Origin of the sequence: Rhodovulum kholense, assembly GCF_003053725.1 — a bacterium.
GTDB lineage: Bacteria > Pseudomonadota > Alphaproteobacteria > Rhodobacterales > Rhodobacteraceae > Rhodovulum > Rhodovulum kholense.
In genome coordinates, this window is the sequence record NZ_QAYC01000002.1 from 354367 (window position 1) to 379030 (window position 24664).

27 protein-coding genes are annotated in these 24664 nt (G+C 66.8%); 15 read left to right on the forward strand and 12 right to left on the reverse strand.

Annotated features, from left to right (window positions below; all coding sequences use genetic code 11):
- The first annotated feature begins 27 nt into the window (after nt 1-27).
- The 3 genes from C8N38_RS04385 to C8N38_RS04395 are packed head-to-tail and all read left to right on the forward strand — an operon-like array spanning nt 28 to nt 3632.
- Complete coding sequence (locus C8N38_RS04385) at nt 28-2145, forward strand: RelA/SpoT family protein (protein WP_075787693.1); 2118 nt, start codon at nt 28-30, stop codon at nt 2143-2145.
- A gap of 29 nt (nt 2146-2174) precedes the next feature.
- Nucleotides 2175-2822, forward strand: a complete 648-nt coding sequence (locus C8N38_RS04390; RefSeq protein WP_108024296.1) for a DUF2062 domain-containing protein — start codon at nt 2175-2177, stop codon at nt 2820-2822.
- Between the two features lie 57 nt (nt 2823-2879).
- A complete protein-coding gene (locus C8N38_RS04395) occupies nt 2880-3632 on the forward strand; it encodes a pyridoxine 5'-phosphate synthase (protein WP_108024298.1) in 753 nt (250 codons plus the stop codon).
- An 80-nt stretch (nt 3633-3712) separates the two neighbouring features.
- On the opposite strand, the gene rnc is transcribed toward C8N38_RS04395, so the two are convergent.
- The 3 genes from rnc to acpS form a co-directional block, all read right to left on the reverse strand.
- A complete protein-coding gene (rnc, locus tag C8N38_RS04400) occupies nt 3713-4393 on the reverse strand; it encodes a ribonuclease III (protein WP_108024300.1) in 681 nt (226 codons plus the stop codon).
- A 2-nt stretch (nt 4394-4395) separates the two neighbouring features.
- Nucleotides 4396-5187 (reverse strand): signal peptidase I, encoded by a 792-nt coding sequence (gene lepB / locus C8N38_RS04405; protein WP_108024302.1) that lies wholly within the window; start codon nt 5185-5187, stop codon nt 4396-4398.
- 139 nt (nt 5188-5326) lie between these two features.
- Nucleotides 5327-5728, reverse strand: a complete 402-nt coding sequence (gene acpS / locus C8N38_RS04410; RefSeq protein WP_108024304.1) for a holo-ACP synthase — start codon at nt 5726-5728, stop codon at nt 5327-5329.
- A gap of 287 nt (nt 5729-6015) precedes the next feature.
- On the opposite strand from acpS, the gene C8N38_RS04415 reads away from it, so the two are divergent.
- From C8N38_RS04415 to rpsO, 5 genes are all read left to right on the forward strand, one after another.
- Entirely contained in the window at nt 6016-6495 is a 480-nt protein-coding gene (locus C8N38_RS04415) for a hypothetical protein (protein WP_108024306.1), read from the forward strand.
- A 141-nt stretch (nt 6496-6636) separates the two neighbouring features.
- A complete protein-coding gene (locus C8N38_RS04420; protein ID WP_108024309.1) occupies nt 6637-7122 on the forward strand; it encodes a bacterioferritin in 486 nt (161 codons plus the stop codon).
- A gap of 92 nt (nt 7123-7214) precedes the next feature.
- The gene (gene era / locus C8N38_RS04425; RefSeq protein ID WP_108024311.1) at nt 7215-8123 is read left to right on the forward strand and encodes a GTPase Era; all 909 of its coding nucleotides are present in this window, start codon (nt 7215-7217) and stop codon (nt 8121-8123) included.
- A 264-nt stretch (nt 8124-8387) separates the two neighbouring features.
- Nucleotides 8388-9125: a hypothetical protein gene (locus C8N38_RS04430; protein WP_108024312.1), complete on the forward strand. Its 738-nt coding sequence runs from the start codon at nt 8388-8390 to the stop codon at nt 9123-9125.
- A 305-nt stretch (nt 9126-9430) separates the two neighbouring features.
- Nucleotides 9431-9700 (forward strand): 30S ribosomal protein S15, encoded by a 270-nt coding sequence (gene rpsO / locus C8N38_RS04435; RefSeq protein WP_075787238.1) that lies wholly within the window; start codon nt 9431-9433, stop codon nt 9698-9700.
- 120 nt (nt 9701-9820) lie between these two features.
- Here rpsO and C8N38_RS04440 read toward each other — a convergent pair whose 3' ends face one another.
- On the reverse strand, nt 9821-10282 hold the full coding sequence (locus C8N38_RS04440; protein ID WP_108024314.1) for a hypothetical protein: 462 nt from the start codon (nt 10280-10282) through the stop codon (nt 9821-9823).
- Between the two features lie 333 nt (nt 10283-10615).
- Between C8N38_RS04440 and pnp the strand changes: the two genes are divergently transcribed.
- Nucleotides 10616-12757 (forward strand): polyribonucleotide nucleotidyltransferase, encoded by a 2142-nt coding sequence (pnp, locus tag C8N38_RS04445; RefSeq protein ID WP_108024316.1) that lies wholly within the window; start codon nt 10616-10618, stop codon nt 12755-12757.
- A 73-nt stretch (nt 12758-12830) separates the two neighbouring features.
- Here the strand turns inward: pnp and C8N38_RS04450 are convergent, their stop codons facing one another.
- From C8N38_RS04450 to C8N38_RS04470, 5 genes are all read right to left on the reverse strand, one after another.
- Nucleotides 12831-13652, reverse strand: a complete 822-nt coding sequence (locus C8N38_RS04450; protein WP_158272300.1) for a glycosyltransferase — start codon at nt 13650-13652, stop codon at nt 12831-12833.
- A 75-nt stretch (nt 13653-13727) separates the two neighbouring features.
- Nucleotides 13728-14381: a peroxiredoxin gene (locus tag C8N38_RS04455; protein WP_108024320.1), complete on the reverse strand. Its 654-nt coding sequence runs from the start codon at nt 14379-14381 to the stop codon at nt 13728-13730.
- Nucleotides 14382-14500: 119 nt separating this feature from the next.
- Nucleotides 14501-15145, reverse strand: coding sequence for a pseudouridine synthase (locus C8N38_RS04460; protein ID WP_108024322.1), 645 nt, complete (start codon nt 15143-15145; stop codon nt 14501-14503).
- A gap of 38 nt (nt 15146-15183) precedes the next feature.
- Nucleotides 15184-15792 (reverse strand): LysE family translocator, encoded by a 609-nt coding sequence (locus C8N38_RS04465; protein ID WP_108024324.1) that lies wholly within the window; start codon nt 15790-15792, stop codon nt 15184-15186.
- Nucleotides 15789-16241, reverse strand: coding sequence for a GAF domain-containing protein (locus C8N38_RS04470; protein ID WP_108024326.1), 453 nt, complete (start codon nt 16239-16241; stop codon nt 15789-15791). Before C8N38_RS04470 ends, C8N38_RS04465 begins: the two co-directional genes overlap by 4 nt.
- Before the next feature lie 155 nt (nt 16242-16396).
- Here C8N38_RS04470 and C8N38_RS04475 point away from each other — a divergent pair, with 155 nt between their 5' ends.
- A complete protein-coding gene (locus tag C8N38_RS04475) occupies nt 16397-17326 on the forward strand; it encodes an HNH endonuclease (RefSeq protein ID WP_108024328.1) in 930 nt (309 codons plus the stop codon).
- Nucleotides 17327-17400: 74 nt separating this feature from the next.
- On the opposite strand, the gene C8N38_RS04480 is transcribed toward C8N38_RS04475, so the two are convergent.
- Nucleotides 17401-18573, reverse strand: a complete 1173-nt coding sequence (locus C8N38_RS04480; RefSeq protein ID WP_108024330.1) for an acetyl-CoA C-acyltransferase — start codon at nt 18571-18573, stop codon at nt 17401-17403.
- Between the two features lie 92 nt (nt 18574-18665).
- Between C8N38_RS04480 and C8N38_RS04485 the strand changes: the two genes are divergently transcribed.
- The 3 genes from C8N38_RS04485 (at nt 18666) to C8N38_RS04495 (ending at nt 22011) form a co-directional block, all read left to right on the forward strand.
- Complete coding sequence (locus C8N38_RS04485) at nt 18666-19010, forward strand: STAS domain-containing protein (protein ID WP_108024332.1); 345 nt, start codon at nt 18666-18668, stop codon at nt 19008-19010.
- Nucleotides 19007-19516, forward strand: coding sequence for an ATP-binding protein (locus C8N38_RS04490; RefSeq protein WP_108024334.1), 510 nt, complete (start codon nt 19007-19009; stop codon nt 19514-19516). Before C8N38_RS04485 ends, C8N38_RS04490 begins: the two co-directional genes overlap by 4 nt.
- 914 nt (nt 19517-20430) lie before the next feature.
- Nucleotides 20431-22011 carry a gamma-glutamyltransferase family protein gene (locus C8N38_RS04495; protein WP_108024336.1) on the forward strand — a complete coding sequence of 527 codons (1581 nt, stop codon included), beginning with the start codon at nt 20431-20433 and terminating at the stop codon, nt 22009-22011.
- 16 nt (nt 22012-22027) lie between these two features.
- On the opposite strand, the gene hspQ is transcribed toward C8N38_RS04495, so the two are convergent.
- Nucleotides 22028-22354: a heat shock protein HspQ gene (gene hspQ / locus C8N38_RS04500; protein ID WP_108024338.1), complete on the reverse strand. Its 327-nt coding sequence runs from the start codon at nt 22352-22354 to the stop codon at nt 22028-22030.
- Between the two features lie 84 nt (nt 22355-22438).
- Here hspQ and C8N38_RS04505 point away from each other — a divergent pair, with 84 nt between their 5' ends.
- Nucleotides 22439-23320 (forward strand): AEC family transporter, encoded by an 882-nt coding sequence (locus C8N38_RS04505; RefSeq protein ID WP_108024340.1) that lies wholly within the window; start codon nt 22439-22441, stop codon nt 23318-23320.
- A 109-nt stretch (nt 23321-23429) separates the two neighbouring features.
- Nucleotides 23430-24002 (forward strand): transglycosylase SLT domain-containing protein, encoded by a 573-nt coding sequence (locus tag C8N38_RS04510; RefSeq protein WP_108024342.1) that lies wholly within the window; start codon nt 23430-23432, stop codon nt 24000-24002.
- A gap of 54 nt (nt 24003-24056) precedes the next feature.
- Here C8N38_RS04510 and C8N38_RS04515 read toward each other — a convergent pair whose 3' ends face one another.
- Nucleotides 24057-24659: a LolA family protein gene (locus C8N38_RS04515; RefSeq protein WP_108024344.1), complete on the reverse strand. Its 603-nt coding sequence runs from the start codon at nt 24657-24659 to the stop codon at nt 24057-24059.
- Nucleotides 24660-24664: the final 5 nt, after the last annotated feature.

The following is a 24664-nucleotide window of genomic DNA, read 5'->3' on the forward strand; positions in this document are numbered from 1 at the left end:
CGCGCCCCCCTTCAAGATGGCGACCAGATGATCGACGTCGAAGACCTGATCTCGCTGGTCCACAACTACAACCCCCGCACGGACGAAGACCTGATCCGCCGCGCCTATGCCTATGGGCGCGAGATGCATGCCGGCCAGCTGCGCCGGTCGGGCGAGGAATATTTCATGCATCCGGTCGCGGTCGCCGCGATCCTGACCGAACAGCGGCTGGACGATGCCGCCATCGTCACCGCGCTCCTGCATGACACCATCGAGGACACCAAGTCGACCTTCTCGGAGATCGAGCGCCTGTTCGGTCGCGAAGTGGCCGAGCTGGTCGACGGCGTGACCAAGCTGACCAACCTGCAACTGGCCTCGAACGAGACCAAGCAGGCCGAGAACTTCCGCAAGCTGTTCATGGCGATGTCGAAGGACCTGCGGGTCATCCTCGTCAAGCTGGCCGACCGGCTGCACAACATGCGCACGATCAAGTCGCTGCCGCCGGAAAAGCAGGTCCGCAAGAGCCACGAGACCATGGACATCTATGCGCCGCTCGCCGGCCGGATGGGCATGCAGTGGATGCGCGAGGAACTCGAAGACCTGGCCTTCCGGGTGCTGAACCCCGAGGCGCGCAACTCGATCATCCGCCGCTTCATCACGCTCCAGCGCGAATCCGGCGATGTGATCCAGCAGATCACCCAGGACATCCGCAAGGAGCTGGACCGCGAGGGGATCGAGGCCGATGTCTTCGGACGGGCCAAGAAGCCCTATTCGATCTGGCGCAAGATGGAAGAGAAGGGCCAGGGCTTCTCGCGGCTGTCGGACATCTACGGCTTTCGCGTCATTACCCAGACCGAGGGCGACTGCTACCGGGTGCTGGGCGCGATCCACCAGCGCTGGCGCGCGGTGCCGGGGCGGTTCAAGGACTATATCAGCCAGCCCAAGTCGAACGGCTACCGGTCGATCCAGACCACCGTGTCGGGGCGCGACGGCAAGCGGGTCGAGGTGCAGATCCGCACCCGGCAGATGCACGAGGTGGCCGAATCCGGTGTGGCCGCGCACTGGTCCTATCGCGATGGCGTCCGGGCCTCGAACCCCTTCGCGGTCGATCCGGCCAAGTGGCTCGCCTCGCTGACCGAGCGGTTCGAGACCGAGGACCATGACGAGTTTCTCGAGCATGTGAAGCTCGAGATGTATTCCGACCAGGTGTTCTGCTTCTCGCCCAAGGGCGATGTGGTCAAGCTGCCCCGGGGCGCGACACCGCTGGATTACGCCTATGCGATCCATACCCGGATCGGCGACAGCTGCGTCGGCGCCAAGGTCGATGGCATCCGGGTGCCGCTCTGGACCCGGCTGAAGAACGGCCAGTCGGTCGAGATCATCACCGCCGAGGGCCAGCGCCCGCAGGCGACCTGGATCGACATTGTCGTGACCGGCCGGGCCAAGGCCGCGATCCGCAAGTCGCTGCGCGAGGAAGACCGCGAACGGTATATCAAGCTGGGGCGCGAACTGGCGCGGGTCGCCTTCGAACATCTGGGCAAGAAGGCCACCGACAAGGCGCTTCGGACGGCGGCCAAGACCTTCGGGCTCTCCAGTTCGGCCGAGCTGCTGGCCCGGCTCGGATCGGCCGAGCTGCGCGCCCAGGACGTGGTCGAGGCGCTGTACCCCGAGCTGGCCAACACCACCGGCGACGAGATCGACGCAACCCGCGCGGTGATCGGCCTCAGCCCGGACGAATCCTTCACCCGCGCCCCCTGCTGCCAGCCGGTCCCAGGCGAAAGGATCGTCGGCATCACCTATCGCGGCCGGGGGGTGATCGTGCATGCGATCGACTGCCCGGTGCTGGAGAAGTTCGAGGAACAGCCCGACCGCTGGGTCGATCTGCACTGGCATTCGGGCAAGCACCCGGCGGTGCATAACGTGGGCTTCCTGCTGACGATCCGCAACGATGCCGGCGTGCTGGGCCGGATCTGCACCCTGATCGGCGAGCAGAAGGCCAATATTTCCGATCTCGAATTCGTCGACAAGAAGCCCGATTTTTACCGCTTGCTGGTTCAAGTGGATCTGCGGGACGTCGAACATCTTCACACCGTGATGACCGCCCTTGAGGCCGAAAGCGACGTGGCCGAGATAGAGAGATACAGAAACCCCGAACGCGCGATGTAAGGGGCCACCCGCCGGAAAGGACCCAAGGCTTGGTATTCAAGCGCCGCGACAGACGAAGCGTCGGCAAGATCCTGCTCGACAGCGTGTATCCGCGCGGCGGATGGGGGCGGGCGGCCTATTACATCTCGCACCGCCTGCGCCGCCTGCCCGACACGCCGAACAAGATCGGCCGCGGCATCTTTGCGGGCGTCTTCGCGACCTTCACCCCGTTCTACGGCCTGCACTTCGTGATCGCCGCCGTGCTGGCCAAGGCGATGCGGGGCAACATCCTGGCCAGCCTCCTGTCGACACTGGTCGGCAATCCGCTGACCTATGTGCCGATCGGGGTGGCGTCGCTGAAGCTGGGGCATTTCCTCTTGGGCACCCGCTTCGACGAGAATGTCGACGAGACACTGGTGGCCAAGTTCACCGGCGCCGCGCTCGATCTCAAAAGCAACCTGATCGCGCTTTTCACCGATGCGGTGCCGCACTGGGCGCGGCTGTCGACCTTCTATCACGAGGTGTTCCTGCCCTACATGGTGGGCGGCTGCATCCTCGGCGTGGTCGCAGGGCTGATCTCGTACTATGTGAGCGTTCCGGTGCTGACTGCCTATCAGAACCGCCGCCGCGGGCGGCTGAAGAAGAAACTGAGCGAGCTGCGCGCGGCCGCCGCGGTCAAGTCGGAAGACCGGGGCTGACGCTCCTGCCCGCGAGACCGCAGGCCAGCACGCGGCGCCCAGAAGAGAGGAACGATAATGGCAGCGACCGGCAACGCGCTTCGGCTAGGCGTCAACATCGACCATGTGGCCACGGTGCGAAACGCCCGCGGCTCGGCCTATCCCGACCCGGTCCGGGCGGCGCAACTGGCCGAGGCGGCCGGGGCGGACGGCATCACCGCGCATCTGCGCGAGGACCGGCGGCATATCTCGGACGCCGATATCGACGGCCTGATGGCGGCGCTGCGGGTGCCCCTGAACCTCGAGATGGCGGCCACCGACGAGATGCAGGCCATCGCGCTGAGGCACCGCCCGCATGCGGTCTGCCTGGTGCCCGAACGGCGCGAGGAACGCACCACCGAAGGCGGGCTCGACGTCGCCGGCGACGAGGCACGGCTGGCCCGATTCATCGCGCCGCTGGCCGAGGCGGGCTGCCGGGTGTCGCTGTTCATCGGCGCCGATGCCGCCCAGGTCGAGGCCGCGGCGCGGGTCGGCGCGGCGGTGGTCGAGCTGCATACCGGCGCCTATTGCGATCTGCATCACGAGGGCCGGTTCGAGGCCCGCGACACCGAACTGGCGCGTCTGGCGGCCATGGCGACCCATGCGCAGGCTCTGGGGCTCGAGGTCCATGCGGGCCACGGGCTGACCTATGATACGGTCGCTCCGATTGCCGCCCTGCCCGAGATCCGCGAGCTGAACATCGGGCATTTCCTGATCGGCGAGGCGATCTTCCTGGGCCTCGAGGCCTCGATTGCCGGAATGCGTGCGCGGATGCAGGCCGAACGGGGCTAAACTGTCGCGCCCGGCTCTGCGCAGGCCGGGCGGCGCTTTCGCTCTCGCGTCGGTTCGGACGCCGACGGGCCCGCGCCTCGCTAGTTTCCCAGGGTTTTCAACAGGGCCGAGGCGGCGGCCTGTTCGGCCTGGCGCTTGGCTCCGGCGGTGGCCCGGGCCTCTTCGCCGGTTTCAAGCCGTGCCGCGATGGTGAAGACCGGGGCATGGTCGGGGCCTTCGCGGGCGATCTCGACATAAAGCGGCGGTTGCAGCCCGCGCGCCTGCGCCCATTCCTGCAGCGCGGTCTTGGCATCGCGCGCATCCGGCTTGACCTGATCGATCCGCGCGCCCCAGAGCCGGAGCACCACGTCGCGCGCGATCTCGAACCCGGCGTCGCGATAGACTGCGGCGATCACCGCCTCCATCGCATCGGCCAGAAGCGCCTCCTTGCGCCGCCCGCCCGACATCATCTCGGACCGGCCGAGCTTCAGCACATCGCCCAGCCCGATTTCGCGGGCCACGTCGGCACAGGCCTCTCGGCGCACCAGCGCGTTGAAGCGCGGAGCCAGCTGGCCCTCCGAGGCGGCCCTGTCGGCCTTCAGCAGCGCCTCGGCCATCACCAGCCCCAGCACCCGGTCGCCCAGGAATTCCAGCCGCTGGTTGTCGGGGCGGGTCGGGCTCGACAGCGAGGAATGGGTGACGGCGCGCAGCAGAAGCTCGGGCCGGGCGAAGTCATGGCCCAGCCGCTTCGAGAAGGCGACCAGATCGGCGGCGAGTTTCACGGTCAGTCGATTGCCTTGAAGAACCGGTCGGGGCGCCAGGTCCAGATGAAGAACAGCGACCGCCCGGCCGACGAGAACATGATCCTGTCGGCCCGGCCGATCAGGTTTTCGGCGGGCACGAAGCCGACGCCCCCGTTGGCCTGGGCATAGCGGCTGTCGCGGCTGTTGTCGCGGTTGTCACCGAGGACGAAATATTCGCCTTCGGGGACGGTATAGACCGGCGTCGTGTCGCGCGCGCCGCGGTCGGTGATGTTCAGTATGTCATGGCTGACGCCATTCGGCAGGGTCTCGATCGAGCGGCCCTTCATGCAGGTGCCGCCGATGCCGACCGGCGCGTTCTCGCACTCCGGATAATAGCCCATCGGCCCCTGCTTTTCGTAGGGCTCCTTGAAGATCCCGGCGGGTTCGACCTTGACCGCCTCGCCGTTGATGTAAAGCACGCCCTCGCGCATCTGCACGGTATCGCCCGGCAGGCCGATCAGCCGCTTGATGTAATCCGAATTGCTGACCGGGTGGCGGAAGACGACCACGTCGCCGCGCTCGGGTTCGGAGCCCATGATGCGGCCCGAGAAGGGGCACAGCCCGAACGGGCAGGAATAGCGCGAATAGCCATAGGCCATCTTGTTGACGAAGAGGAAGTCGCCGATCAGCAGCGTGTCCTTCATGCTGCCCGACGGAATCCAGAATGGCTGGAAGAACAGCGTCCGGAAGATGCCCGCGATCAGCAGCGCCCAGAAGATCGTCTTGACCGTCTCCCAGAGACCGCCGCCCGCCTTTTCATCCGTCTTCGCCATTCGCCCGGTCCTGCCTTGTAGCCGCGCCGAGAGACGGCGCTGGAAATGCCCCCGCTTCATGGGCGCGCCCGCCCGGCCTGTCAAGGCGACCGACACCCTGCCCGCCGATCCGGGGAGGGGCAAAGGCCGCGCGGCCCGACTAGCCCTTGGGCCGCGCCTCGATCACCACGAAGGCCTGCGCCCAGGGGTGATCGTCGGTCAGCGAGACATGGACGATGGCCTCATGCCCGGGCGGGGTCATCTCGGCCAGCCGCTCGGCCGCCCAGCCGGTCAGCGCCATCACCGGCTGTCCGGTCTGCAGGTTCGTGACCGCCATGTCCTTCCAGGAAATCCCCATTCTCAGCCCGGTGCCCAGCGCCTTCGAACAGGCCTCCTTGGCGGCCCAGCGCTTGGCATAGGTGCCCGCGGCATCGGCCCGGCGCTCGGCCTTGGCCTGCTCGGCCTCGGTAAAGACGCGGGTCCGGAACCGATCGCCGAATCGCTCCAGCGTCGCGGCGATGCGCTCGATATTGGCCAGATCGGTGCCGATGCCGAGGATCATGCCACAGGCCTCCGCCCCGCGCGGGCGCAGCGCGGCGGCACGCCGCGCTGCCGGGCCCAACGGGAGGCGCCGCAGCAGTGGCGCCGACGGGCGGGAGCGCCCCCGCCCCCGGCGGGACGGACAATCGGAACGGGCAAAACGCTGCGCATCGGGGCCTCCGGATCGGTCGTTTCGCCCGGCTTTACGCCACCCGGCGCGGCCAGGCAAATCCCTCGCCGCCTCGGCGGTTGCGTTTCTGCGCGGATGGCGCTTGGCTTGGACCAGGCGAACCGGCACAGGAGAGCGCCATGCGGCTGGAAGACCGGGCAAGCGAGGCCTTCGCTCATCTCGCCAATGCCCCCGGGGCCAGATCCGACCCGGAGGGCACCGCCCGGGCGGTCGAGGCGGCGCTGGAAGCGGCCCCCGACGATCTCAATATCCGGCTCGGGGCCTACCGGTTCTATTTCTACGCCCACCGCTTCGCCGAGGCCATCCCCCAGGCCGAGGCGATCCTGGCCCAGACCGCGCGGCGGCTGAACATCCCCGCCGACTGGCGCGCGGTCGGCCCCGCCGACGCGGCCTTCAGCGCCCCCGAGACCGCGCCCGGGCTTTATCTGCAGGCGCTGATCGCCCTGGCCTATTGCCATATGCGGCTCGGCGACATGACGCGGGGATGGGCCTGTCTCGACAAGGCACTGACCCTCGATCCGACCGACCGCTTCGCGGCATACCGGCTGGTCCGCGCCGCCGATCCCCCCGCCGAGGAAGACGAGGACGACCCAGCGTGAGCTTCGGGCCAGCGCGCCTCCGGGCTGCGACAACCCGCGCAAATGAAATCTCTCCGATGCTTCTTACATCAGCCCCATGGCGGGACCCGGAACCGGAACCGGCAGCCCGCTTCGGAAAAATCCACAACAGGAGAGCACCCCATGTCCAATGACCAGACCATCAAGGACCTTCAGACCGCGCTCGAGATGGAGATGACTGCGGGCCATCAGTACCAGTTGCATGCGCAGGTGCTCGACGACTGGGGACTCGACCTGCTCGCCGCCAAGATGCGCGAGGAGATGCTTGAGGAAATCGGCCATTCCGACCTCTTCATGGAACGGATCATCTTCCTTGGCGGCACGCCCGAGATCCGCTTCCAGAAACAGCCGGTGCGCGCGGAAACCCTGCAGCAAATGTTCGAGATGGATGCCGCCGACGAACAGGAGGCGATCGACGTCTACAGCAAGGCCGCACAACGCGCCGCCGAGGTGGGCGATATCGGCAGCCGGACGCTTTTTGAAAAGATCGTGCTGGACGAGGAAGGCCACAAGGACTGGCTCGACACCCAGCTGGCGCTGCTCAAGCGTCTGGGCGAACAGGCCTACAGCGCCAAGCAGGTCTCGGGCCCGGGCGCCGGCGAGGACTGACGGACCCCCTTACCGCATCCGGGGCCCGCATCCGGCTGGCGCCGGGGATGCTTATCGCGTAAAGCCCGGGGCTGAACCGGAGGTCTACGCGCATGAGCACACGCAGCGGATTCGTCGCCCTGATCGGAGAGCCGAACGCGGGCAAGTCCACCCTGCTGAACCGGATGGTCGGGGCCAAGGTCTCGATCGTCACCCACAAGGTGCAGACCACCCGCGCCCGGATCCGGGGCGTGGCGATGGAGGGCGACGCGCAGATCGTCTTCGTCGACACGCCCGGTCTTTTCCGGCCCAGACGCCGGCTCGACCGGGCGATGGTGGCCGCCGCCTGGGGTGGCGCCGCCGATGCCGATATCGTCGTGCTGCTGATCGAGGCCCATCGCGGCCGGACCGACGGCGTCGACGGCATTCTCGAGGCGCTGCGCGAACGCGCCGCCGAAGGCCAGACCGTGGCGCTGGCCATCAACAAGATCGACCGGGTCAAGGCCGAGGCGCTGCTGGCGCTGTCGGCCGATCTGAACGAGGCCTATCCTTTCGCCCGCACCTTCATGATCTCGGCCGAAAAGGGCCACGGGGTCGACGACCTGCGCGCCTGGCTGGCCGAAACCCTGCCCGAGGGCCCCTGGCTTTATCCCGAGGACCAGATCGCCGATCTGCCGATGCGGATGATCGCGGCCGAGATGACCCGCGAAAAGCTGACGCTGCGGCTGCATCAGGAGCTGCCCTACGAACTGACCGTCGAGACCGAGAAATGGGAAGACCGCAAGGACGGCTCGACCCGGATCGACCAGGTGATCTATGTCGCCCGCGACGGCCACAAGGGGATCGTTCTCGGCCACAGGGGCGAGACCGCGAAGGCCATAGGCCAGGCCGCCCGGGCCGAGATCGCCGAATTTCTCGGCCGTCCCGTACATCTGTTCCTGCATGTGAAGGTGCGCCCGAACTGGCTGGAAGACTCCGAGCGCTATTCCGAAATGGGCCTCGATTTCCGCGACGGAGACTGACCCGCCCCTCTGCCGCGCCTCCAGCGCCGGGGGCCCGCGCCTGACACGCCCCCGTGCCCGGTACGCAACGTCGTGCCCCGCGCGGCGGCGTCTCGGGAGGCCGTTCAGCAAACGGTAACCACTTAACCTGATTGAGATAGTCGCGCGCCCGTCGGACGCGTAGGATGATCTTGGCGCGGACCGTCAACCGGGCGGCGGACGGTCGGTTGCGGCCGCAATCTGCGGGCGTCTCCTTTCGACGGAACTCTTGCGACGGAGTGGACGATGATTACGACGATAAGTCTCCTTGGCCTGATGGCGGCCGGCGCAACGGCCGATCTGGACGACAGCGTCGGATCTCACGCCCAGGGCGACGACGACACGGACGGCGCCCTGCCGGACGACGCCGCGCGGGACCTCGCGCCCGATAGCCTGATCGCCTTGCAGGACCTCGACGATGCGGTGCAGGGTCTGCCACAGGACACCGCCTCGGCGGGCGGCACCGAAGACCTGTCGCGCCCCGACGAACTTCTGTTTTCCTGGCTTTCGGGCGATGCGGACAGCGAGGATTCAAGCGACTCCGATTTTTCGGATGCCAATCTCTCGCCGCAGCAAGGCGAAGACCTGCTGGCCGAACTCGACCGACCCGCGGGTACCGGGATGGATGACGCTGCGGCATCTGACGACGTCCTCGACGACATGCTTCTGGCCGATGACGATCTGGCGGACGGCGAGGACGGCTTTTCCATCGAGGACCTTTTCGATGATGGCGAGGCCCTGCCGACGCTGATCGAGGATTACGACCAGACCGCCGACGCGCTTTTCGTGGTCTATGACAGCGCCGCCCATCCCGATCCGGTGCTGTCGATCGGCGCCTCGGACAGCGGAGCAGAAGATGCGCTGATCTCGATCGACGGGATGCCGCTGGCCATTGTCGCCGGGGCTGCGGCCACGCTGCGGCTCGGCCATCTGAGCCTGGTGCCCGACACGCTGCTGTCCGACGCTCTGGCCGCCGGGGCCTGACCCGGCCGGCCTGCGCAGCGGCGATTGCCAGACCCGGCCCCCCCGCGACCCGGTGGCGTTGTCCGGCGCGGCCGTCGGTCCCGGTCCATCCTGGCCTATTGTCCGCAAAAACGGACCAGATGGCCGTCAGGTCCACCTTGGCAAAGTCCACCCTGGCAAAGCCCGCCTTGGCAAGTTCCGCTTTCAAAATGCGCGCGAATCCCCTATACGCCCGCATCCGCTCCGCTCTGGGGCGGCACTCTCTCCAAGGGCCTGGCTGGACGACATCCCGGCTTGCGCCATCACCTTCAGACAAGGAGACCCCGATGTCGATCACTGCCGAAGAAAAGACCCGCCTGATCAAGGAATTCGGTGCCAAGGACGGCGATACCGGTTCGCCGGAAGTCCAGGTCGCGATCCTGACCAGCCGGATCACCACGCTGACCGAGCACTTCAAGACCCACAAGAAGGACAACCATTCCCGCCGGGGTCTGCTGAAGCTCGTCGCCCAGCGCCGGAAGCTTCTGGACTATCTCAAGGGCAACAGCGAGGACCGCTATCAGGACCTCATCAAGCGCCTCGGCATCCGCCGCTGAGCCAGGCCGCAGCGCCCGACACGAAAACCGCGTCCCGAGGGGCGCGGTTTTTTCTTGTGCAGCGCGCGTCCTGTCCGATGTCCCGGCCAGGCCTGATGCCCGGCGGGGATCAGGCCACGGTCAGCTGGCCAGCCCCATCTGGGTCAGCGTGCCGTCCAGCTGGAATTCGGCGGCGAAGGCATGGGGCATCGCCGTGTCGCGAAAGCCCAGATCCAGCACGACGGCGGTTTCGTCGCGGGTCCAGATCGAATTGACATCGAGCGCCAGCCACAATGTCTCGGCATCGACGGCGGCGGCATCCGGCGCGGCCGGGAACATCGCCGCGAAAATCTCGGGCTCGTTCTCGTAAAGCCAGGCCGGCACATCGGCGGCGACCCGGTCGTAATTGTCCAGAAAATGCTCGCGCGCCGCTTCGATATGGCGCGGCAGCCGGTCCAGGAACTCGGACAGCGCGGCCATGGTCTCGCGATCCTGCACCGTCGCCAGAACGTCGAGCCCGGCCGGACGGACAATCCCCGGCCCCACCGGCAATGTCGCCTGGCCATCTTCCAGCGGGATCGTCCCGAATGCGTTCGTTTCCATAAGGTTAACTCCTTTGAACCCGTTAAGGTGAGTCGACGCCCCCTGATTACCCGCAAACATCCAAGAAAATTTTACACTCACCAGACCGAACTGGGCATATCCGGTTTTCGGTCAGTGCAATTGCCGCGCATTGGCAGGGATACGCGACGCGACCGGGGCATTAACGACTTCGTCCTTTCCAAACGGCGCGATTTTCCTTATGTCGCACGCATCTGAGACGTTGTGCCCGGACCCCGGCACTCGAGAGGATAGGAGGGGTCGGCGGCAATGGGGCCGCCATTTCAACGGGAGACCCGGGAACGCCCGGGAGGGCTCCCTTACAGGATACGCTGAATGTTCAACGTGACGACCAAATCGATGCAGTGGGGGCAGGAAACCCTCACGCTGGAGACGGGCAAGGTTGCCCGTCAGGCCGACGGGTCCGTGATCGCCACCCTGGGCGAAACCTCGGTCATGGCCAACGTGACCTTCGCCAAGGAACAGAAGGAAGGGCAGGATTTCTTCCCGCTCACCGTCCACTACCAGGAAAAATACTATGCCGCGGGCAAGGTGCCCGGCGGCTTCTTCAAGCGCGAAGCGCGGCCGTCCGAAAAAGAGACGCTGACCGCCCGCCTGATCGACCGTCCGATCCGTCCGCTGTTCGTGCCGGGCTTCAAGAACGAAGTTCTGGTGATGTGCACCGTGCTGAGCCACGATCTTGTCAACGATCCCGACGTGGTGGCGATGATCGCCGCCTCGGCCGCGCTGACGATTTCGGGCGTGCCGTTCATGGGGCCGATCGCGGGCTGCCGCGTCGGCTTCGTCGATGGCGAATACGTGCTGAACCCCGATGTCGAGGACATGCAGGGACTGCGCAGCAATCCCGACCAGCGTCTGGACCTCGTGGTCGCGGGCACCCGCGACGCGGTGATGATGGTCGAATCCGAGGCCTACGAGCTGACCGAGGAAGAGATGCTGGGCGCGGTCACCTTCGCCCATGAAAACATCAAGCCGGTCTGCGACCTGATCGTCAGCCTGGCCGAAGCCGCCGCGAAGGAACCCTTCGACTTCACCCCGCCCGACTATTCCGAGCTTTACGCTGCGGTGAAATCGGTCGGCGAAGAGAAGATGCGCGCCGCCTATGGCCATACCGACAAGCTGCAGCGTCTGGCCGCCGTCTCGGCCGCCAAGACCGAGATCAAGGCCGCGCTGAGCGAAGAGCAGCTGGCCGACCCGAACCTCGGTTCGGCGATCAAGAAGCTGGAATCGACCGTGCTGCGGTCGGACGTGGTCAAGAACGGGCGCCGGGTCGACGGCCGCTCGCTGACCCAGGTTCGCCCGATCGTCAGCGAAGTGGGTCTGCTGCCGCGCACCCATGGCTCGTCGCTGTTCACCCGTGGCGAAACCCAGGCGCTGGTCGTGACCACGCTGGGCACCGGCGATGACGAACAGATCATCGACGCGCTGCACGGGAACTATCGGTCGAACTTCCTGCTGCACTACAACTTCCCGCCCTATTCGGTCGGCGAAGTGGGCCGCGTCGGCAGCCCGGGCCGTCGCGAGATCGGCCATGGCAAGCTGGCCTGGCGCGCGCTGCAGGCGGTTCTGCCGGCGCCGACCGACTTCCCCTACACCATCCGCGTGGTATCCGAGATCACCGAGTCGAACGGCTCGTCCTCGATGGCCACGGTCTGCGGCGGCTCGCTGTCGATGATGGATGCGGGCGTTCCGCTGAAAGCCCCGGTGGCCGGTGTGGCCATGGGTCTGGTGCTGGAAGACGACGGCTCCTTCGCGGTGCTGACCGACATCCTCGGCGACGAGGATCATCTCGGCGACATGGACTTCAAGGTCGCGGGCACCGAGAAGGGTATCACCTCGCTGCAGATGGACATCAAGGTGGCGGGCATCACGCCCGCGATCATGGAAAAAGCCCTGGCCCAGGCCAAGGACGGCCGGATGCACATCCTGGGCGAAATGTCCAAGGCGCTGACCGAAGCGGGCGAATTCTCGGCCTATGCGCCGCGGATCGAGACCATGACCATCCCCACCGACAAGATCCGCGAAGTGATCGGCTCGGGCGGCAAGGTCATCCGCGAGATCGTGGAAGTGTCGGGCGCCAAGGTCGACATCAACGACGATGGCGTGATCAAGATCGCCTCGGCCAATGGCGACGCGATCAAGAAGGCCTATGACATGATCTATTCGATCGTGGCCGAGCCGGAAGAAGGCAAGATCTACAAGGGCACGGTCGTCAAGATCGTCGATTTCGGCGCCTTCGTGAACTTCTTCGGCAAGCGCGATGGCCTCGTCCATGTCAGCCAGATCGAGAACCGCCGCCTGAACCATCCGTCGGATGTGCTGAAGGAAGGTCAGGAAGTCTGGGTCAAGCTGCTGGGCTTCGACGATCGCGGCAAGGTTCGCCTGTCGATGAAATGCGTCGATCAGGCGACCGGCGAAGAAGCCGCCAAGGACAAGGAAGACGAAGCCGAAGACTGAGGCTTCGGGCTTTCCCGGGAAGGGGGGCGCGGTCCGCGAGGGCCGCGCCCCTTTCCTTTTTCAGCGAACAGGCTCAGCCCTTCGCGATGCCGTCCGGGGTCCAGAAGACATCGCTTTTGCGCGCGGCGCGGATCAGCGCCTTGTGGCGGCGCATCTTCTCGGGGTCGGCATAGGCGCGCGGGTGGTCCAGATGGACAAGTGGCGCGGTATAGCGCAGATGCACGCCCTTCACGCCCGCATTGTTCAGCCGCACCCCCAGATGCTTGTCCTGCCCGCCATATTTGATGGTCTCGTCATAGCCGTTGATCTTCAGCAGATCCGCCCGCCAGACCGAGGCATTGGCGCCGCAAAGCGCCCGCGTGACCGGCGACAGGCGGTCGAGCACGGCCATGACCGGCACCGGAAACGGCCGGGTCTTGAGCCAGGTCGACAGCTTGCGGATCGCACGGTTTTCCGAAAGCCAGCGACGGTCGAAGACGGTGCCGTCCCGCACCAGTTCGGGGGTGACAGCGGCGGTCGCCTCGGCGTCAAGCCGGATCAGGCTGCCGGTCGCGAACCGCCCCGGCCGGGTCAGCGCCAGATGGCGGCCGACGAAATCGGGGTGGATCAGCACGTCGCCGTCGATGAAGACGATCACCTCGGCCTCGGACGAGGCGATGGCCTTGTTCAGGATCGCGCCCTTCTCGAAACCGCGATCCTCGTGCCAGAGATGGCGGACCGTCAGGTTGGGATGGGCGGCGGCGAAGGCGTCGATCACCGCCTTCGTCTCTGGACCCGAGCCGTCATCGGCGATGCAGATGCTGCCCGGCCGCACCCGCTGGCAGGCCACCGACTCGAGGCACAGCGCCAGCGAGCGCGGGTTGTTATAGGTCGAAAGGATCAGTTCGGATCGCATCGCTGGCCCCGGGGACATGACGTTCCCCAGATAGGCGCTCCTCCCGGCAAAGCCAAGCGGGAGGAGCGGCAGGGCTCAGCTGGCGCGTTTGACCTTGCGCAGGTAGGGGAAGATCTCCTCGATCTCGCCGAACTGCGCCCGCGCGTCCTCGGTCGAGACCGAGAGGCCGACGATCACGTCCTCGCCGGGACGCCAGTTGGCGGGGGTGGCGAAGGGGCCGGTCTTGTTGCCCTGGATCGCGTCGAGCACGCGCAGGATCTCGTCGAAATTGCGGCCCACGGTCATCGGATAGATCAGCATCAACTCGATCTTCTTGTCGGGGTTGATGATGAAGGTCGTTCGCACCGTGGCGGAATCGTTCGGCGTGCGGCCGTCGGGCAGATAGGCCTCGGCGGGCAGCATGTCGTAAAGCTTGGCGACCTTCAGCCCGTCATCGGCGATGATCGGAAAGGAGGCGTCGCAACCGGCATAGGTCTCGATATCGGCCTTCCATTTCAGGTGCTCTTCGACCGGATCGACCGACAGGCCGATGATCTTGGCGTTGCGCTTCGCGAACTCGCCTGACAGCCGGGCGGCGGCGCCGAATTCGGTGGTGCAGACCGGAGTGAAGTCCTTGGGATGCGAGAACAGCACCGCATAGCTGTCGCCGATCCAGTCATGAAAGTCGATCTGGCCTTCGGTCGTGTCGGCGGTGAAGTTCGGGGCAATATCGTTGATGCGCAGAGCCACGGGCAGAATCCTTTTCAGGCAATGAATCGCGTTCCGCTCCTTAGATAGGTTCCAGTTTCTGCACTTGCATCCCCTTTCTTGCCGCAACCGCAAAATGGGCGGGATCGGGGCCTGGCGGTTCAGAACGGCGCTTTCGCGGCGAAGTTCATGCCCGCGCCGCCATCGGGATGGCGCAACCGCAGCGCCTCGGCATGCAGCATCAGTCGGGGCGCGTCGCGGGCCGGGCCGTCGGCATAGAACGGATCACCGAGGATCGGATGGCCCAATGCCAGCATGTGGACCCGCAGCTGGTGGCTCCGCCCGGTCTTCGGGAACAACCGGACCCTTGTCGCCGTCTCCTCATAGCGGATGACGCGCCAGTCGGTGACCGCCGGACGGCCGTTTTCAGGATCGACCATCTGCCGGGGCCGGTTCGGCCAGTCGACGATCAGCGGCAGATCGACGGTGCCGGTCTTGGGCTCGAGCCGCCCCCAGACCCGGGCGACATAGATCTTCCTGGTCTGCCTCTTCTCGAATTGCAGGCCCAGATGGCGCTGGGCATGGGGCGTCAGCGCAAAGACCATGACACCCGACGTGTCGCGGTCGAGCCGGTGCACCAGCAGCGTTTCGGGAAAGACCGCCTGCAACCGCGACAGCAGGCAATCGGCCAGATCGGGCCCCTTGCCCGGCACCGACAGAAGCCCCGGCGGCTTGTTCGCCACCAGGATCTCGTGGTCGTGGTGCAGGATCTCGAGCGGCGTGTCGGGGGGCGCGTAGCTGTCCATGGGCCGCGCGGTAGCCGGTTCGGGCGGACGGTGCAAGCTCAGAGCGCCGAGGCGCCCAGCAGGACGCCGTACAGGATGAAGCAGGCCGCCAGCCCCTGCCGCAGCCGGGTATTCATCACCGCCCCAAGCGCAAGCCCTCCCAGCCAGGCGCCCAGCGCGGTATAGGTGCTGTAGGACAGCGCCGTCAGCGTCAGCGCGGTCGGCACGATGGCGATCATCTGCCGGGCGATGGGCACGCCCGGCTCGACGAATTGCGAGAAGGCGGCGAGGTACCCGGCCACGCTTTTCGCATTCACCGTGGCGATCAGCAGGGCGCGGGTATAGATCGAGGCGCCGGTCGCGGGCCGGGGCGCGACCGCGATGGTCGCGTTGCGCCAGCCCCGGACCCCCAGCCAGATCAGCACCGCCGCCCCCATAAGCTTGGCCCAGGCAAAGACCGTAGGGCTGGCCGCGATCAGCGCGGTGATGCCCGCCGCCGATAGCGTCAGGAACAGCGCCGCCTGGGTCAGGATGCCCGCCACGCCCCAAAGCGCGCGCGGCAGGCCATGGCTCATGCCGTTGGTGATGCAATTGACCGCGTTCGGCCCGGGCGTGGTGACAAAAAGCGCCCAGAAAACCGCAAAGACCGCCCAGCCCCCGAGACTCATCGCGCGAAGGTCTGGGCCAGCAGCCGCGCCAGCCCCTCGGCGTCGGTGGCATCGAAGGCGGCAGGCCGGTCGCTGTCGATGTCGAGCACGCCCAGAAGCGCCCCGGACGCGTCATGGACCGGCAGCACGATCTCGGACCGGGTGGTCGAGGAACAGGCGATATGCCCGGGGAAGGCCTCGACATCCTCGACGATCTGGGTCTCGCCGGTCCGGGCCGCCGCGCCGCAGACGCCCCGCGAGAACGGGATCGTCAGGCAGCCATGCCCGCCCTGATAGGGGCCGATCTTGAGCGTCTCATCCCCGACATGACGGTAGAAGCCCGTCCAGTCGAAGCGGTCGTCGGCATGGTGCAGCTCGCAGGCCATGGTTGCCATCAGCGCAACCGGATCGGTCTCGCCCTCGGTCAGGGCCGCCAGCGTCTTCGAGAGGGCGTCATAGTCGATGCGCAAGAGTGGGTCCTTTCCGTGCGAAGCATAGCGCTGCCCCGACCCTGGCCGATCCGCGCGCCGCTGTCACGGGCCTGCGGATCTCTGACTTTGGTCCCTGACGGTTTGCGACAGTCGACCGCGCTTGCCTTTTGCGACAGCGGTGCTTTCCTGGCGCCATGGGCAAGCTCGTTCTTCTTCACAAGGCGGACTCGATCTACGAGGATGAGCTCGACGTCGTCTACGATTTCCCGCGCCCCTATCTGAAGGCGATGCAGGCGGCCGTGGGCGACTGGATCGTCTACTATGAACCGGTCAAAGCCGGGCCGCGCGGGTATTTCGCGGTGGCGAAGATCGACCGGGTCATCCCAAATCCTAAGGTCGAGGGGCGGTTTCTGGCGCTGATCGCCCCGGACAGCTTTCTGGACTTCGACCGCGCGGTGCCGCGTCTTCTGGACGGGCGGCCGCTTGAATCGGCACTGGCCGGGCCGGACGGACGGCCAAAATCGGGCGGCGCCACCCAGCTTGCGGTCCGCCGTCTGCCCGAGGCCGAGTTTGCCCGGATCGTCGATCTGGGCTTGCCGCAGGATCTCGAGCATCTCGAAGAGACCCGCTACGGCGCGCCCGAGACGGGACCGGGGCTGGAAGACGCCGCCGCCGCTTTTGCGCGGCCGGTGCTGGAGCGCCTGACCCGCCGCCCCTATCGGGACGTGGCCTTCCGGCGCAAGGTGCGGGAGGCCTATGACTATCGCTGTGCGATGTCGGGGCTACGCCTGCGCAATGGCGGCGGCCGCCCCGAGGTTCAGGCCGCGCATATCCAGCCGGTCGAGCGGCAGGGCAGCGACTGGGTACGTAACGGACTGGCGCTGTCGGGCACGCTGCACTGGATGTTCGACCGCGGGTTGGTCTCCATCGCCGAGGATGGCGAGACGATTCTGGTCTCGCGCAACAAGGTTCCTGGCGATGTGGTGGCGCGGCTGATCCGCCCCGAGGGCCGGCTGATCCGCCCGGCCGACCCGCGGAACCGGCCCCATCCCGACAAACTGCGCTGGCATCGGGAGAATGTGTTCGGCCAGGTTCTGGCGGCGGGTCCGGCACCCTGGGACTGAGTTTTTTTGAGGGGGCGCTGCCCCCGCCACCCTGACGGGCGGCTCCCCCGGGGTATTTCGGCCAAGAAGAAGGATCAGGCGCGCTCTATGGCCATCGCCGTGCCTTCGCCGCCGCCGATGCAGATCGCAGCGACCCCGCGCCTGAGTCCGCGCGTTTCCAGCGCGTTCAGCAGAGTGACGAGGATACGCGCCCCCGAGGCGCCGATCGGATGGCCGAGCGCGCAGGCGCCGCCATTGACGTTCATCCGCTCGCGCGGGATGTCGAGTTCGCGCATGAAGGCCATCGGCACCACGGCGAAGGCCTCGTTCACCTCCCAGAGATCGACATCTTCGACCGACCAGCCGATGCGGTCCAGCAGCTTGCGTGCGGCCGGCACCGGAGCGGTGGTGAACCAGCCCGGTGCCTGGGCATGGCTGGCGTGGCCGAGGATCCTGGCCCGGACCGGCAGGCCGCGGGCCTCGGCCTCGGCACGGGTCGCGAGGATCAGCGCGGCCGCGCCGTCCGAGATCGAGGAGGCGTTGGCCGGGGTGACGGTGCCGTCCTTGCGGAAGGCGGGCTTCAGCTGCGGGATCTTTTCGGGGCGGGCGAGCCCGGGCTGTTCGTCCTCGCGCACCACCGTTTCTCCCTTGCGACCGGCGACCGCGACCGGAACGATCTCGGCCGCGAAGGCGCCCGAGGCCTGCGCCGCCAGCGCGTTCGAGAGCGAGCCCAGCGCATAGTCGTCCTGCGCCTCGCGGGTGAACTGGAAGGCCTCGGCGCAGTCCTCGGCGAAGGTGCCCATCAGGCGGCCCTTGTCATAGGCATCCTCGAGCCCGTCGAGAAACATGTGATCGACCGCGCGGCCATGGCCGATCCGGGCACCGCCGCGCATCGCGGGCAGCAGATAGGGGGCGTTGGTCATGCTTTCCATGCCGCCCGCGCAGATCACCCCGGCGCCCCCCAGCGCCAGCCGGTCATGGGCGATCATCGCCGTCATCATGCCCGAGCCGCACATCTTGTTCAGCGTGGTCGCGGGCACCTCCTCTCCCAGCCCCGCCCTGAACCCCGCCTGCCGCGCCGGGGCCTGGCCCTGGCCCGCCGGAAGCACGCAGCCCATCAGCAGCTCGTCCACCGTGTCGACCCCCGCGCCATCAAGCGCGGCCCGGATCGCGGCACCGCCCAGCGCCGGCGCGTCGAGCGGCGCGAAGGCGCCCTGGAACCCGCCCATCGGGGTGCGCGCGGCCCCACAAATTACCACCTCGTCCATGCCATCCTCCCGTCCATTTCCCGACGTACACTTACCGAATGGTAAGGAATGGCGTCTAGCCTCGGCAAGGTGTCAGCAGGAGTCAGGACGGCATGAAACTGCAATCCCAACTGCGCGGCGACGCTGTTCATGTTGTCGTCGACGAGGAAAGGATCGATTCCGCGGTCGCCATCCGCTTCAAGGAGGCGGTGCGCGAACAGGCGGCGGACGGACCCGCACGGGTCGTGCTGGACCTGCGCAATGTCGAATTCCTGGACAGTAGCGGCCTTGGCGCCGTCGTCGCGGTCATGAAGCTGATCGGCGCGGGCCGACAGCTGGAGCTGTGCAATCTCACCCCCAATGTCGACAAGGTGTTCCGCCTGACGCGCATGGACCGCGTCTTCACCATTCACGACACTTACGAAAGCGCCTTCCCCGAAAGGCAAACGATCGCATGACCCTGTCGCGCGCGCCCGATGGGGAAGCGGATGGATCCGACTCCGCTGAGGATGCGCCCGTCGGCGCCCCCGTCGAGACCCGTCCTCCCCTGATCATCGAGGCGACACCGCTGGGCGTGCGCGCGGCGCTGAAGGAAATGCGCGCGCGGTTCGGCTCTGCGATCACTGCCGACGGGACGCTCGGCATGGCCGAAACCGTGCTGGCAGAGGTCCTGAACAACATCGTCGAGCATGCCTATGCCCGTGACCGCGACGGCCCCATCGAGTTGCGGCTGGCCCGCGAGGGGGTCTGGTTGCAGGTCGACGTGCGCGACTATGGCCTCCCGATGCCCGGCGAGAGCCTGCCCGATGGCCGGATGCCGGGGCCGGATGTTCTGGCCGACGACGTCCCCGAAGGCGGGTTCGGCTGGTTCCTGATCCGGGCTTTTGCCCGCAACCTTGACTACACCAGAAAAGCGAACCAGAACCGGTTGACCTTTTCCGTGCCGCTGAGCGAAGAGCCCTAGGCCCGCGTGAGCCGCAAAAATACCCTGAAAGCTCCCTGAGCGCGCCCAGATCCGGGGCGATAACGTAAGGGTAGCTGCAAATGGCTTCCCTCGGCGTCACGCTCCATATCAGCCCCCACCCAGAGCGTGGCGCCGAGGCTTTCCTCCCCCAGAGACATTGTTGCCAGTTCGACGTCTGCGCCATCAGGATGGCGCCGACAAAAGCCGCGTTGCACGGCAACCGCCGGGGCGTCGGCTCGTATGCGCCCGAAAGGAACCTTCAGGCCGACCGGACGCACAAGCCGTCGCGGCGATCCGGAAAATTCACCGCAGGCGGCGCCGGCCGATAATCGCATCGAAAACTGCTCCCGAACAGCCTGGACCGGGCATGAATGCCTCGAATACCCGGATGCGATGGGCCCCCTCGGCAATGCGCGCCGAACATGACCCGCCATCGGCCCGCTCGACCCGATGGCCCGCCCGCCGTGCCAAGCCACAGGCGGCCGGAGCGACGGGACAGGCGCCCGCCACCGACCGGAGCAACACCCGAAGACCCCTGTGTGACAGCGAACGGTCGCCGCAGCGGCCCCGTCGATCTTCCGGCAGATCCGCCCTGGGCCGCCTTTGCTGGAACGGCAACGTGGGGTCTGCGGGAGGCGTCTTGCGTCCGAAACCGGCAAACCCCTTCGCCGCAAAGACAACCACCGGGACGCGCGGCGGCCGCGCGATGGTCCGGAGAGGCATCCGCATACCGTGGCAACCCGGACGACCCCGTCCCGCAAGACGGCCGCCGAAAGGCGCCCCCGCCAAGCCGCGCATCGCCCTCCGCATCGCCACGCCCGTCGGCCGGGCGATCGTCGCGCGCTTTCGCCATTGGAATTGCGGACGGCAGGTTCTACCCTGCCGCCGGTTCGGGATCGGTCGAAGGGGGTTTCATGCGCGATTTCCAGTTGCCGGGTCGCTCGACGGTGTTTGCCACCAACGGGATGTGCGCGACCTCCCATCCACTGGCTGCCAAGGTCGCAGTGCAGATGCTCGAGGCGGGCGGCAATGCGGTCGATGCCGCCATCGCGGGGGCGGTGCTGCTGGGGATCTGCGAGCCGCAGATGACCGGGATCGGCGGCGACTGCTTCGTGCTGATCAAGCCCGCGGGCGAAAACGGAATCGTCGCGCTGAACGGCTCGGGCCGGGCGCCGAAGGGGCTTGAGGCCGCCAATCTGCGCGACCGTGGCCTGAGCGTCATGCCCACCGATGCCGCCGACGCGGTCACAGTGCCGGGCGCCATCGACGCGTTCTGCCGGTTGTCGAAGGACTGGGGCCGGATCGGGCTGAAGGCCAGCCTCGCCCCCGCCATTCACTATGCCGAAGCGGGCGTGCCGGTCGCGCCCCGCACCGCCTTCGACTGGGGCCGCGCCGCCGATCATCTGAAGGGCGCCGCGCGCGACTTCTACCTGCTGGGCGGCGCCGCGCCGAAACCGGGTCAGGTCTTCCGCGCGCCGAAACAGGCCGAGGTGTTGCGCCGCATCGCGATGGACGGACGCGCGGGCTTCTATGAGGGCGAGGTGGCCGAGGACATGGTGGCCTCGCTGACCGCGCTGGGCGGCACCCACACTCTGGAGGATTTTGCCGCCACCGCCTGCGATTACGGCAGCCCGGTCAGCGGCAGCTACAAGGGCGTCGAGCTGGTCGAGCATCCGCCGAACGGTCAGGGTGCGACCGCGATCCTGATGGCGAATATTCTGGCGAATTTCGACCTGCCGTCCATGGACCCGCTCGGGGCCGAGCGCGCCCATCTCGAGGCCGAGGCCGCCAAGCTGGCCTATGACGCGCGGAACCGCTTTGTCGCGGACCCCGCTCACATGACCCGGCTCGACCACATGCTGTCCCCCTATACGGCGGCGCAGTTGGCCGCGCTTATCGACCCGGACCGGGCGATGGCGAACCCGACGGACCTGTCGGAATCGGTCCACAAGGAAACCATCTACATCACCGTGGTCGACCGCGACCGGATGGCGGTGTCGCTGATCTATTCGATCTTCCACAGCTTCGGCTCGGGGTTGGCCTCGACCAAATTCGGCATCAACTTCCAGAACCGGGGCGCGGGCTTCAGCCTGACCGAGGGCCATCCGAACGAGGCCGCGGGCGGCAAGCGACCGATGCACACGATCATCCCGGCGATGCTGAAGAAGAACGGCAAGGTCATCATGCCCTTCGGGGTGATGGGCGGGGCCTATCAGCCGAACGGCCATGCCCGGGTGCTGACCAATATCGTCGATTACGGCATGCATCCCCAGCAGGCGCTGGACGCACCACGCAGCTTTGCCGATCAGGGCGAGCTGCTGGTCGAACGGGGCTATGCCGAGGACGTGCGCGCGGCGCTGGCCGCCAAGGGTCATGCGGTGGTCACCCCGCCCTCGGCCATCGGCGGGGCGCAGGCGATCCTGATCGACGACGAAACCGGCGTACTGCAAGGCGCTTCCGACCCGCGCAAGGACGGTTGCGCCTTGGGCTACTGACGATGGAAAGGGGCGGTCAGTTCAGCTGGAACTGCAGCGGATACTGGCCGTCCTCGAACTCGCCGAACAGATCCGACAGGTCCGGGTGATCGACCGGCTCGCCCGTATCGTCGGCCATGAGGTTCTGCTCGGAAACGTAGGCCACGTAATAACTGTGGTCGTTTTCGGCCAGCAGGTGATAGAAGGGCTGGTCCTTCGAGGGGCGGCTTTCCTCGGGAATCGCGGCATACCAGTCTTCAGTATTCGAGAACATCGCATCCACGTCAAAGACAACGCCACGAAACGGATGTTTCCGGTGACGGACCACTTGACCCAGATGATATTTCGCGTGCGCTTTAAGCATGCCGATGCAACCCCCGACTTCGAACTCTAATCCCGGAGGCATACCCTTGTCCATGCGTCACCACGCTACCTGGGGAAACACTCTGTGAACCTTATACTTACGGTCCTTGAGATTGTCGCCCCGGTATTCCTTCTGGCCGGGGTTGGATTTCTGTGGGTCCGGCTCGGAAACGAATACCGGGTCCAGTTCGTCACCCAACTCGCGATGACGCTGTCGGTTCCCTGCCTGATCTTCACCGCGCTGATGAAGACCGAGATCGAGCCGCAGGCGCTGACCGCGCTGTCGCTGGCTGCGGCGGCGGCCTATGGCGGGGTGACGCTTCTGTGTTTCGGCACGGTGCGGCTGGCGCGGCTGGACCGGCGCACCTATCTGGCGCCGATCATCTTCGGCAATACCGGCAATATGGGGCTGCCGCTGGCTCTGTTCGCCTTCGGCGAGCGCGGCTTCGATTATGCGGTCGTCGTCTTCGCGGTGATGGCGATCTATTCCTTCACCTTCGGGGTCTGGCTGGTCTCGGGCGGCGGCTCGCCCTTGAAGGTGCTGAAAGAACCGCTGGTCTGGGCCACGGCCCTGGGCGGGCTGTTCCTGTGGCAGGGCTGGCAGACGCCCGCCTTCCTGACCAACGCGCTGAGCCTGATCGGGCAGATGGCGATCCCGCTCATGCTGATCACCATGGGCGTGGCCATCGGCCGGCTGCATCCCGGCCACCTGCCCCGCGCGGTCTGGCTGAGCCTCGTCAAGCTGGCGATCTGCCTGGGCGTCGCGGCGCTGGTGGGGCTCTGGTTCGGGCTCGACCGGGTGGCGCTGGCGGTGCTGGTGCTGCAGATCTCGACCCCGGTCGCGGTGACCTCCTACCTTCTGGCCGAGAAGTACGGCGCCGATGCCGAGGCGGTGGCGGGGCTGGTCGTCGTCTCGACCCTGATGTCGGTGGTGGCGCTGCCGCTGACGCTGGCTTTCCTGATCTAGGCGGCCCGCCGCGCGGGCGCAGCTTGGGCGTTCCACCCGGCGCCGATTTCGCCTATGATGGTTCCAAACAAGACAAAAACGGCAGTCGATACAGGTCAACGAGAGGCAGATGGGCAGGTTCCTTCTCATCGCCGCATGCCTTTTTCTGGCGGCATGCGGTGACAAATCTCCGCCGCGCAATCTGGAAGACGCCTGCGCCATCGCGCGCGAGCGGCCCCAATACATGCGCGCGATGGAACGCAGCGAACGCCGCTGGGGCGTTCCGGTGCCGGTCCAGATGGCGGTGATCCACCAGGAAAGCAAGTTCGTGGGCGATGCCCGGACCCCCCATCGCTTTGTACTGGGAATCATTCCCATGGGGCGGCAAAGCTCGGCCTACGGCTATGCCCAGGCCATCGATGGCACCTGGGACATGTACCGCACCAGCACCTCCAATCGCGGCGCGCGGCGCGACGACATCAACGACGCCACCGATTTCATGGGCTGGTACATGGCCGAGTCCCGCACGAAGCTTGGCATCCCGCTCAGCGATGCGCGCAACCAGTATCTGGCCTATCACGAGGGCCATGCCGGGTATGCCCGCAGCAGCTATCGCAGCAAGGCCTGGCTGATGGCGGTGGCGAACCGGGTCGAGGACCGGGCGCAGCTTTACTACGCGCAACTCATCACCTGCAGCCGCTGAGCCCCGCGCCGTGCCCGGGACCCGGACCGAGCCGGGCCCCGGACCGGCAGGGGGTCAGTGCCGCATGCGGTCGTTGGTTTCCTGGATGATGTTGAAAAGCCGGGCCCCCAGCGGCATCCCGGTCTTCAGCTCGCCCAGCACAACAGTGGTCTGGCTGCCGGTCTCGTCGGTGACGATCCATTGCCGCAGCTCGATCGGCTCGTTGGTGAAGACCAGCGTGATGGTGCCGTATTCGGGATGCTCCGGGTCCTGCGCGACGACGCGGGTCGAACTGCCGTCCTCTTCATGCCCCACCACCATCCGGGCGCGGCCCAGATCGACCTGACGCTCGAGGATCAGGTTCAAGGGCGTCCGCTTCAGCGGATACTGTTCGGGCGGCTGGTTCGATTTTTCGTCGAAGACCGCGACCTGCCCGCCGCCCGCCATCACCAGCGCCTTGTCAGGCGGGGCGTATTCGAACCTGGCCCGGCCCGGGCGCTTGATCGACAGCACACCGGTCGAGATCGAGCCGTCGGCGTTGATCTGGGTGAAATCGGCCTGCGCGGTCTCGAAGCTGTTCAGATAGGCCGAGAGCGACGACAGCGGGATCGGGTCTGCCAGAACGGGCGTCGCCGCCAGCAGGGCCGCAAGGGCCAGGGAAAGACGCAAGGGTTTCATGGCTG

Coding starts and splice junctions, on each gene's coding strand:
- C8N38_RS04385 (WP_075787693.1), top strand. CDS start 28: ATGATCGACGTCGAAGACCTGATCTCGCTGGTCCACAACTACAACCCC.
- C8N38_RS04395 (WP_108024298.1), top strand. CDS start 2,880: ATGGCAGCGACCGGCAACGCGCTTCGGCTAGGCGTCAACATCGACCAT.
- lepB (WP_108024302.1), bottom strand. CDS start 5,187: ATGGCGAAGACGGATGAAAAGGCGGGCGGCGGTCTCTGGGAGACGGTC.
- acpS (WP_108024304.1), bottom strand. CDS start 5,728: ATGATCCTCGGCATCGGCACCGATCTGGCCAATATCGAGCGCATCGCC.
- C8N38_RS04415 (WP_108024306.1), top strand. CDS start 6,016: ATGCGGCTGGAAGACCGGGCAAGCGAGGCCTTCGCTCATCTCGCCAAT.
- C8N38_RS04420 (WP_108024309.1), top strand. CDS start 6,637: ATGTCCAATGACCAGACCATCAAGGACCTTCAGACCGCGCTCGAGATG.
- era (WP_108024311.1), top strand. CDS start 7,215: ATGAGCACACGCAGCGGATTCGTCGCCCTGATCGGAGAGCCGAACGCG.
- C8N38_RS04430 (WP_108024312.1), top strand. CDS start 8,388: ATGATTACGACGATAAGTCTCCTTGGCCTGATGGCGGCCGGCGCAACG.
- rpsO (WP_075787238.1), top strand. CDS start 9,431: ATGTCGATCACTGCCGAAGAAAAGACCCGCCTGATCAAGGAATTCGGT.
- C8N38_RS04440 (WP_108024314.1), bottom strand. CDS start 10,282: ATGGAAACGAACGCATTCGGGACGATCCCGCTGGAAGATGGCCAGGCG.
- pnp (WP_108024316.1), top strand. CDS start 10,616: ATGTTCAACGTGACGACCAAATCGATGCAGTGGGGGCAGGAAACCCTC.
- C8N38_RS04450 (WP_158272300.1), bottom strand. CDS start 13,652: ATGCGATCCGAACTGATCCTTTCGACCTATAACAACCCGCGCTCGCTG.
- C8N38_RS04460 (WP_108024322.1), bottom strand. CDS start 15,145: ATGGACAGCTACGCGCCCCCCGACACGCCGCTCGAGATCCTGCACCAC.
- C8N38_RS04465 (WP_108024324.1), bottom strand. CDS start 15,792: ATGAGTCTCGGGGGCTGGGCGGTCTTTGCGGTTTTCTGGGCGCTTTTT.
- C8N38_RS04475 (WP_108024328.1), top strand. CDS start 16,397: ATGGGCAAGCTCGTTCTTCTTCACAAGGCGGACTCGATCTACGAGGAT.
- C8N38_RS04480 (WP_108024330.1), bottom strand. CDS start 18,573: ATGGACGAGGTGGTAATTTGTGGGGCCGCGCGCACCCCGATGGGCGGG.
- C8N38_RS04485 (WP_108024332.1), top strand. CDS start 18,666: ATGAAACTGCAATCCCAACTGCGCGGCGACGCTGTTCATGTTGTCGTC.
- C8N38_RS04490 (WP_108024334.1), top strand. CDS start 19,007: ATGACCCTGTCGCGCGCGCCCGATGGGGAAGCGGATGGATCCGACTCC.
- C8N38_RS04495 (WP_108024336.1), top strand. CDS start 20,431: ATGCGCGATTTCCAGTTGCCGGGTCGCTCGACGGTGTTTGCCACCAAC.
- hspQ (WP_108024338.1), bottom strand. CDS start 22,354: ATGCTTAAAGCGCACGCGAAATATCATCTGGGTCAAGTGGTCCGTCAC.
- C8N38_RS04510 (WP_108024342.1), top strand. CDS start 23,430: ATGGGCAGGTTCCTTCTCATCGCCGCATGCCTTTTTCTGGCGGCATGC.
- C8N38_RS04515 (WP_108024344.1), bottom strand. CDS start 24,659: ATGAAACCCTTGCGTCTTTCCCTGGCCCTTGCGGCCCTGCTGGCGGCG.